Genomic DNA, 6,798 nt, shown 5'->3' on the forward strand with positions numbered 1-6,798 from the left:
CCGACAGGACATCCCTGTCCGGGCGGGCGACCGGCGTGATCCCTCACGCCGCCCTTCGGGCTCTCGGCCCCACGCTTGCGGTGCTCAGGTACGCCATACGGGGATGAAGAAAATTACTGCTGGAATCGCGTTGTTATCTTCGGGGTACTAACGAGGGATAAAACCGACACCTGTGAATACATTGCGAGCTTGGATTGTGTTGGTGTTCGCCGTTCTGTTGGTTTCTTGCAGCACTGATGAAGAACCTAAATCCCAAGAGAAATTACCTTGGGACCAAGCACTTATGAAGACTTCGCCGCTCATTGCACAAATAAAAGCACAGATCGATTACAGGGCCGGTCTTTCCTGCCAGGAGAAAATAGAATGGGAGCAGAAATTGCGCGCTCCTGATTTCGAGCGGCAGGACGAAAAGACTCGAAAAGGATTACGTCAGGTATTCACGACGTTCAAGAATTGGTGCGAGCTGTATACCTCGGTTCAGGACTCGACAAAACCGGTTTTCGACAAAATCAGGACTCACGGCTTGGTACGTCGGCCGTTGTTTGTTTTTTCAGTATTTGAGTCTGCTCCAGAGCGTAATGACTATGGTAAATACATCACGGTGAATGTTGGCCCGTGGTTCACTATGGAATCCTGTGCAGAGATTGAACCTCTCGCATGGAAATCCGATGTTCCGATAACGCGATGTCACGAATGGGATGAACCATTTGTGGTTGAGGAATGATTCCAAGCTGAGGAACGCGAAAGCAAAACGTTTTGGGGATTCATAAAGAACATCCGCTACTTCTTATTGATGCTCGGCGCTGTGGGCGTTCTCGCCCTGATACGTTGGTTAAATTTATGGTTGTCCACTAAAAAGAAAGGCAATGCTAATAAACCATAATCAGGAAAAACGAATCTCAGCATGTAGGTTGTGGTGAGTTTTTGTAGGGTGCGTCCCACGCACCAAATGGCTTCGTTTAAACCGTAGATCGGTGCGCAGGGCGCACCCTACCGTTTTTGAGATAGGTTCTAGTTACAAGCGCTCGAAATGTCCGATCATGCGTTTGCGCGTGGCGGCGTTGGGCAGGCGTCCGAAACCGGCGCCCATGTTTTCCAGTATGTGATCCACTCTGGATGTAGCCGGAATGGCGCAGGTTACCGCCGGGTGCGAGACGATGAACTTCAATAAAAACTGCGCCCAGTTGCGGCAATCAAACTCCGCGGCCCACGGCGGCAATGGCTTGCCGCGGACATGGTTGAACAGACCCCCGCGTTGAAACGGCCGGTTGATAATCACCGCCATGCCCCGTTCCTGTGCCAGCGGGAGCAACCTCTTTTCCACCTCGCGGTCTTCCAGGTTGTAAGTGAACTGAACGAAATCGAAGGGCGTCTTCTCCATGGCCTTGACCAGGGCCTCGTGGCGACTGCCGTGCGAGGTCGTGATGCCGACATAACGCACTCGCCCCGCGGCCTTCCATTCCCTGAGCGTTTCCCAGTGCGTTTCCCAGTCGAGCATGTTGTGAATCTGCATCAGATCGAGTCGCTTCACGCCCCATAAGTGTTGCGAGGATTCCATCTGCCGGATACCGGAATTCTTCCCCAGTATCCAGACTTTGGTCGCGGCAAACAGCGCGTCTTTATTCGGTATTTTCTTAAGTGCTTTTCCGATCACTTCCTCGGATGAACCGTACATCGGCGACGAATCAACGAGGGCGCCGCCGTTGTCGAAAAACGCCTGCAACACCTTGACCCGTGCCACGCTTTCGTAGGGGTTGTGGGCGACATCGAAGGTGATCCACGACCCCATGCCGATAACCGGCAAGCGCTCGCCCGTGACCGGAATGGGTTTGGTGATCGCTGAAGGATCGGCGGAAAATGCCGTCCCGGGTTTGAGTAACAGCGTTGCTCCCAGACCGCCGAGCTGCTTCAGGAATGTACGTCGTTTGAACTTATCGCCACGGTTACCCATAACACGATTTCATTTCCTGGCAGAGCTATATCACTTTCTGATCCAGCAACAAATTCAGCGTAAACCTCACCCCGAACCCCGTAATGTCCGTGGGGATATGCGCCAGTCCACCCTTGTGGTTTCCCGCCGACAAATCCACGTGCACCCAGTCTGGATCGTTGACCAGAAACTTTTTCAGAAACGTGGCGGCGAGGATATGGTCGGCATCGTTGTCGAGGGTGCATTGCTTGATGTCGGCGATGTCGCTCTTGAGCGCTTCTTCGTAATCCTTGGTAAGCGGAAATGGCCATACGCGTTCACCGGAGTCCGTGCCCGCCCGGATCAGGACGGGAATGAATTCCTCCCGGTTGGTCAGCACCCCGCTGATGCGCGTGCTGAGCGCGCCGACACAGGCGCCGGTCAACGTGGCGAAATCCACAATCAGCTTCGGTTTTTTTTGTGACGCAAAATACAGCGTGTCCGCCAGCACCATCCGACCTTCGGCGTCGGTATGCGTGACCTCAATAGTTGTTCCGTTGGCGGCCTGCACCACGTCGTTCTGTTTATAGGCCTTGGGGCCAATATGGTTTTGTGCCAGCGCGAGCCAGGCGTCCACGGGAAAATCGGCCTTCAGTTCCGTGAGGGCGAGCAGGGTGCCGAGCGCCACGGCGCTGCCTTCCATGTCTTCGTGCATGCCGTGCATGTGACGCGCGAGTTTGAGATTGGTGCCGCCAGTGTCGAAGCAGATGCCTTTGCCGACGAGCGCGAGCGTTTTCTTCCCGGCAGGTTTTTTTGGGGTGTAACGCAGATGCAGAATGCCGGCGTCAGGCTCCGGGCTGCCCTGGGCCACGGCCAGGAAGGCGCCGGCGCCACGCGCCTTCAGTTTCCTGATGTCGAGAAATTCGGTTTTCCACTTGTACTCGAGTGCCAGCCTTTCGATGCGCCGGCGGTAATGGCCTGGCGTGAGTTCATTCGGTGGCAAGGCGGTGAGCCAGCGCGCGAGGTTGTTGCCTTTGGCTTCCGCGACGGTGCGGACATAGCCGTCGGCCGACGTGTGACCATATATATGTATCTCGCGCAGCCGGGAAGGTTTGTCCGGCTTGCTTTTATAGTCCGGCATCGGGAAATCGGCGGCCAGCAGGGCCGCCAGCATCGCCTCGCAGGCGCGCCCGGCTTCCTTCGGCGCGAGCCCGAAGCAGGCGACAGCGATTTGCTCCGGTTTCTGGCCTTTGTGCGCGGCTACGAGCTGGCGCGCCAGCGTCAACAGCTCGAAGGCGCTGGCGGCCGGATCGATCCCGGCGATGGCGACGCGGGTGGCGTTCGGATTGGGCAGGTCGGTTGTGAAGACCTTGTCGCCGTCGAGTTTGTGTCCGGCGCGTTTGAGACGTTTGGCGATTTCCTTGCCAAATGGCAGCACGTTCGCATCGAAATCCCGCGCCGGCACCAGAAAAATGGCATTTGCCTGGATATCGAGCTCTTTTTCCGTCAAACCGCCGGCTTCTTGCTTGATCTTCGGAGTTTCGAGATGCATGGACGCCTCAAGAGAAAATTTTTATCGAATCGGAAACGAATATGGGTCTAAAACGCTGTTTGTCTTGACCTGTTTGGCCAAAAAAACGATCATACCGCGCGCAAAAAGGAGATGATACCTTGTGCCGGTGGAATTGGATGACGTCGGATAACAGGCGGTACGATTTTCCCGTATCGCCAGCCGCTGCCCGAGGAGATTCATGAGACGGCTGACAACGGATGAGGCTTTGCACGAACGGAAGTCCTGTTTTTTTGCCCGCTGCCGCTAACCCGGCCGTAAGAATACCGCTAGACACTGTCCTTGGCCCGAGCGTTGCCCGTCCGGATTATCCGCGGGAGGCTGAGTTATTAACCCGGCACGATTGTTATTAAACGAAGGGCATGCCTGATCTAACAGTAGAGCGTTCCGATGGATAGGCGTGCCGGGTTAATAACAAAATTCATTAAGATTTTGATTATTGCGGCGGCATGATTTATATGGATGTGATACCGAGTGTCGAATATGCCCGAATGGCTCAAATAGTATCATGCCGTCGCAATAATCTGAGGAGTGCGAGACCATGGCTGCTATAACCCCGATACCCCCACAGACCGACGTCGACGCCCAGGAGACTCAGGAATGGCTCGATGCGCTGTCGGCCGTCATCCAGCAGGAAGGCCCGGAGCGCGCGCATTACCTGATCGAGAAGCAGATCGAGCTCGCGCGCGCCGCGGGCATCAACGTGCCGTACGCGGCCAACACCGCCTACGTCAACTCGATTCCCCCCGACCAGGAAGTTCGTTCGCCGGGCGACCACGCGCTCGAGGACCGCATCCGCTCGTACGTGCGCTGGAACGCCGTCGCGATGGTGCTCAAGGCGAACAAGGGCGATTCCAATCTCGGCGGACATATCGCGAGCTACGCCTCGGCGGCGACGCTTTACGACGTCGGCTTCAATCACTTCTGGCACGCCCCGTCCGACAAGCATGGCGGGGACTTGATCTACATGCAGGGCCACTCGGCGCCGGGTTTCTACGGGCGCGCCTTCATGCTCGGGCAGCTGACCGCCGGGCAGTTGGACCATTTCCGCCGCGAAGTCGATGGCAAGGGTCTGTCCTCCTACCCGCATCCCTGGCTCATGCCCGAGTTTTGGCAGTATACAACGGTGTCCATGGGCCTCGGGCCGATCCAGGCGATCTTCCAGGCGCGCTTCATGAAATATCTGCACGCGCGCGGCATCGTCAACACTGAGGAGTGCAAGGTATGGTGTTTCGTCGGTGACGGAGAGATGGACGAGCCCGAGTCGCAGGGCGCCATCGGCTTGGCCGGGCGCGAGAATCTGGATAATCTTATATTCGTGGTGAACTGCAATTTGCAGCGGCTCGACGGTCCGGTGCGTGGCAACAGCAAGATCATCCAGGAACTTGAGGCCGGCTTCCGCGGCCACGGCTGGAACGTGATCAAGCTCATCTGGGGCAGTTACTGGGATCCACTGCTGGCGCGCGACCGCATGGGGTTGCTGCGCAAGCGTATGGAGGAATGCGTCGACGGCGATTATCAGACCTTCAAATCGAAGGACGGCGCGTTCGTGCGCGAATACTTCTTCGGCAAGTACCCGGAGCTGAAGGAGCTGGTGGCCAGCTGGTCGGACGACGACATTTGGCGACTCAATCGCGGCGGCCATGACCCGCACAAGGTGTACGCGGCCTACCACGCCGCGATCCATCACAAGGGCCAGCCGACGGTGATCCTCGCCAAGACCATCAAGGGCTATGGCATGGGCGAGGCAGGTGAAGCGCAGAACATCACGCACCAGCAGAAAAAGATGGGCACGACTTCGTTACAGGCGTTCCGCAACCGCTTCAAGCTGCCACTGACAGACGAGCAGCTTGAGAACCTGGAATACATCAAGCCGGCAAAAGACTCGCCGGAGTACAAGTACATGCGCGAGCGGCGCGATGCGCTCGGCGGCGATATCCCCGTGCGCCGCCGCAAGGCGGTACCGCTCGAGGTGCCACCGCTGTCGGTATTCGAGAGTCTGCTCAAGGCCTCCGGCGAGGGCCGGGAGTTCTCCACGACCATGGCCTTCGTGCGCCTGCTCGGGGTGTTGCTCAAGGACAAGCACCTCGGCAAGCACATCGTGCCCATCGTCGCCGACGAGGCGCGCACCTTCGGCATGGAGGCGCTGTTTCGCAGTCTCGGCATCTGGTCGCAGAAGGGCCAGCTGTACACGCCGCAGGACAAGGATCAGCTCATGTTCTACAAGGAAGACGCGGGCGGCCAGATTCTGCAGGAAGGCATCAACGAGGCCGGTGCCGTGTGCTCATGGATCGCGGCGGCGACCTCGTATTCGACCCACGGCGTGCAGATGATTCCGTTTTTCATCTTCTACTCGATGTTCGGCATCCAGCGCACCGGGGATCTCTGGTGGGCCGCCGGCGACTCCCGCTCGCGCGGCTTTCTGCTCGGCGGCACCTCGGGCCGCACCACCTTGAACGGCGAGGGCCTGCAGCACGAGGACGGGCATTCACATATTTCGGTGGCCCAGATTCCGAACTGCATGCCTTACGATCCGACGTTCGGTTACGAGCTCGCCGTGATCATGCACGACGGCCTGCGCCGGATGGTCCAGGAGCAGGAGGATATCTATTACTACATCACCGTGATGAACGAGAACTACGAACACCCGGCGATGCCGCAGGCGAGCGAGGCGGGCATACTCAAGGGCATGTATCGCCTCCGTCAGGGCGGCGCCGGCAGCGGACCGCGCGTGCAGTTGCTGGGGTCGGGAACGATCCTGCGCGAGGTCATCGCCGCCGCCGATCTGCTCAAGAACGACTGGGGCGTGGAGGCCGATATCTGGAGCTGCCCGAGCTTCACCCTGCTCGCGCGCGACGGCAACGAGTGCGCACGCTGGAACCTGCTGCATCCGGCGAAGCCGCCGCGATTGTGCCACGTGGGCGAGTGCCTCAAGGACACCCAGGGCCCGGTGATCGCCTCGACCGACTATGTGCGTGCGTTCGCCGAGCAGATCCGGCCGTTCGTGCCGCGTCGTTTCACGGTGCTCGGCACCGACGGATTCGGGCGCTCGGATACGCGCGAGAAGCTGCGCTATTTCTTCGAAGTCGACCGCCACTGGGTGACGCTCGCCAGCCTCGCCGCGCTGGCCGAGGACGGTGCGATCGAGCGCCAGAAGCTGGCCGACGCGATCAGGAAATACGGAATCGATCCCGAGAAACCGAACCCGCTGACAGTTTGATAGCGTGAGTCGTTAACGACAAACACATCAGATGCCCAAAGTACTGGAAGTCAAAATCCCCGACATCGGCGACTTCGCAGAAGTCGCCGTCATCGAAGT

At 58.4% G+C, this 6,798-nt stretch carries 4 protein-coding genes; 2 read left to right on the plus strand and 2 right to left on the minus strand.

What is annotated here, in order from left to right; all coding sequences use genetic code 11:
• Positions 1-172: 172 nt before the first annotated feature.
• Positions 173-724: a hypothetical protein gene (locus tag WD823_RS12730; RefSeq protein ID WP_368429874.1), complete on the plus strand. Its 552-nt coding sequence runs from the start codon at positions 173-175 to the stop codon at positions 722-724.
• 291 nt (positions 725-1,015) lie between these two features.
• On the opposite strand, the gene WD823_RS12735 is transcribed toward WD823_RS12730, so the two are convergent.
• Positions 1,016-1,951 (minus strand): aldo/keto reductase, encoded by a 936-nt coding sequence (locus WD823_RS12735; protein ID WP_368429875.1) that lies wholly within the window; start codon positions 1,949-1,951, stop codon positions 1,016-1,018.
• 25 nt (positions 1,952-1,976) lie between these two features.
• Positions 1,977-3,461, minus strand: coding sequence for a leucyl aminopeptidase family protein (locus WD823_RS12740; RefSeq protein WP_368429876.1), 1,485 nt, complete (start codon positions 3,459-3,461; stop codon positions 1,977-1,979).
• A gap of 559 nt (positions 3,462-4,020) precedes the next feature.
• Between WD823_RS12740 and aceE the strand changes: the two genes are divergently transcribed.
• Positions 4,021-6,699, plus strand: coding sequence for a pyruvate dehydrogenase (acetyl-transferring), homodimeric type (aceE, locus tag WD823_RS12745; protein WP_368429877.1), 2,679 nt, complete (start codon positions 4,021-4,023; stop codon positions 6,697-6,699).
• Positions 6,700-6,798 lie beyond the last annotated feature (99 nt).

The sequence above is a fragment of the Sulfuricaulis sp. genome (assembly GCF_040901545.1).
GTDB lineage: Bacteria > Pseudomonadota > Gammaproteobacteria > Acidiferrobacterales > Sulfurifustaceae > Sulfuricaulis.

What these genes read in the sequence shown, in the direction of transcription:
- WD823_RS12735 (WP_368429875.1), bottom strand. Translation starts at nt 1,951, where the DNA reads ATGGGTAACCGTGGCGATAAGTTCAAACGACGTACATTCCTGAAGCAG.
- aceE (WP_368429877.1), top strand. Translation starts at nt 4,021, where the DNA reads ATGGCTGCTATAACCCCGATACCCCCACAGACCGACGTCGACGCCCAG.
- WD823_RS12740 (WP_368429876.1), bottom strand. Translation starts at nt 3,461, where the DNA reads ATGCATCTCGAAACTCCGAAGATCAAGCAAGAAGCCGGCGGTTTGACG.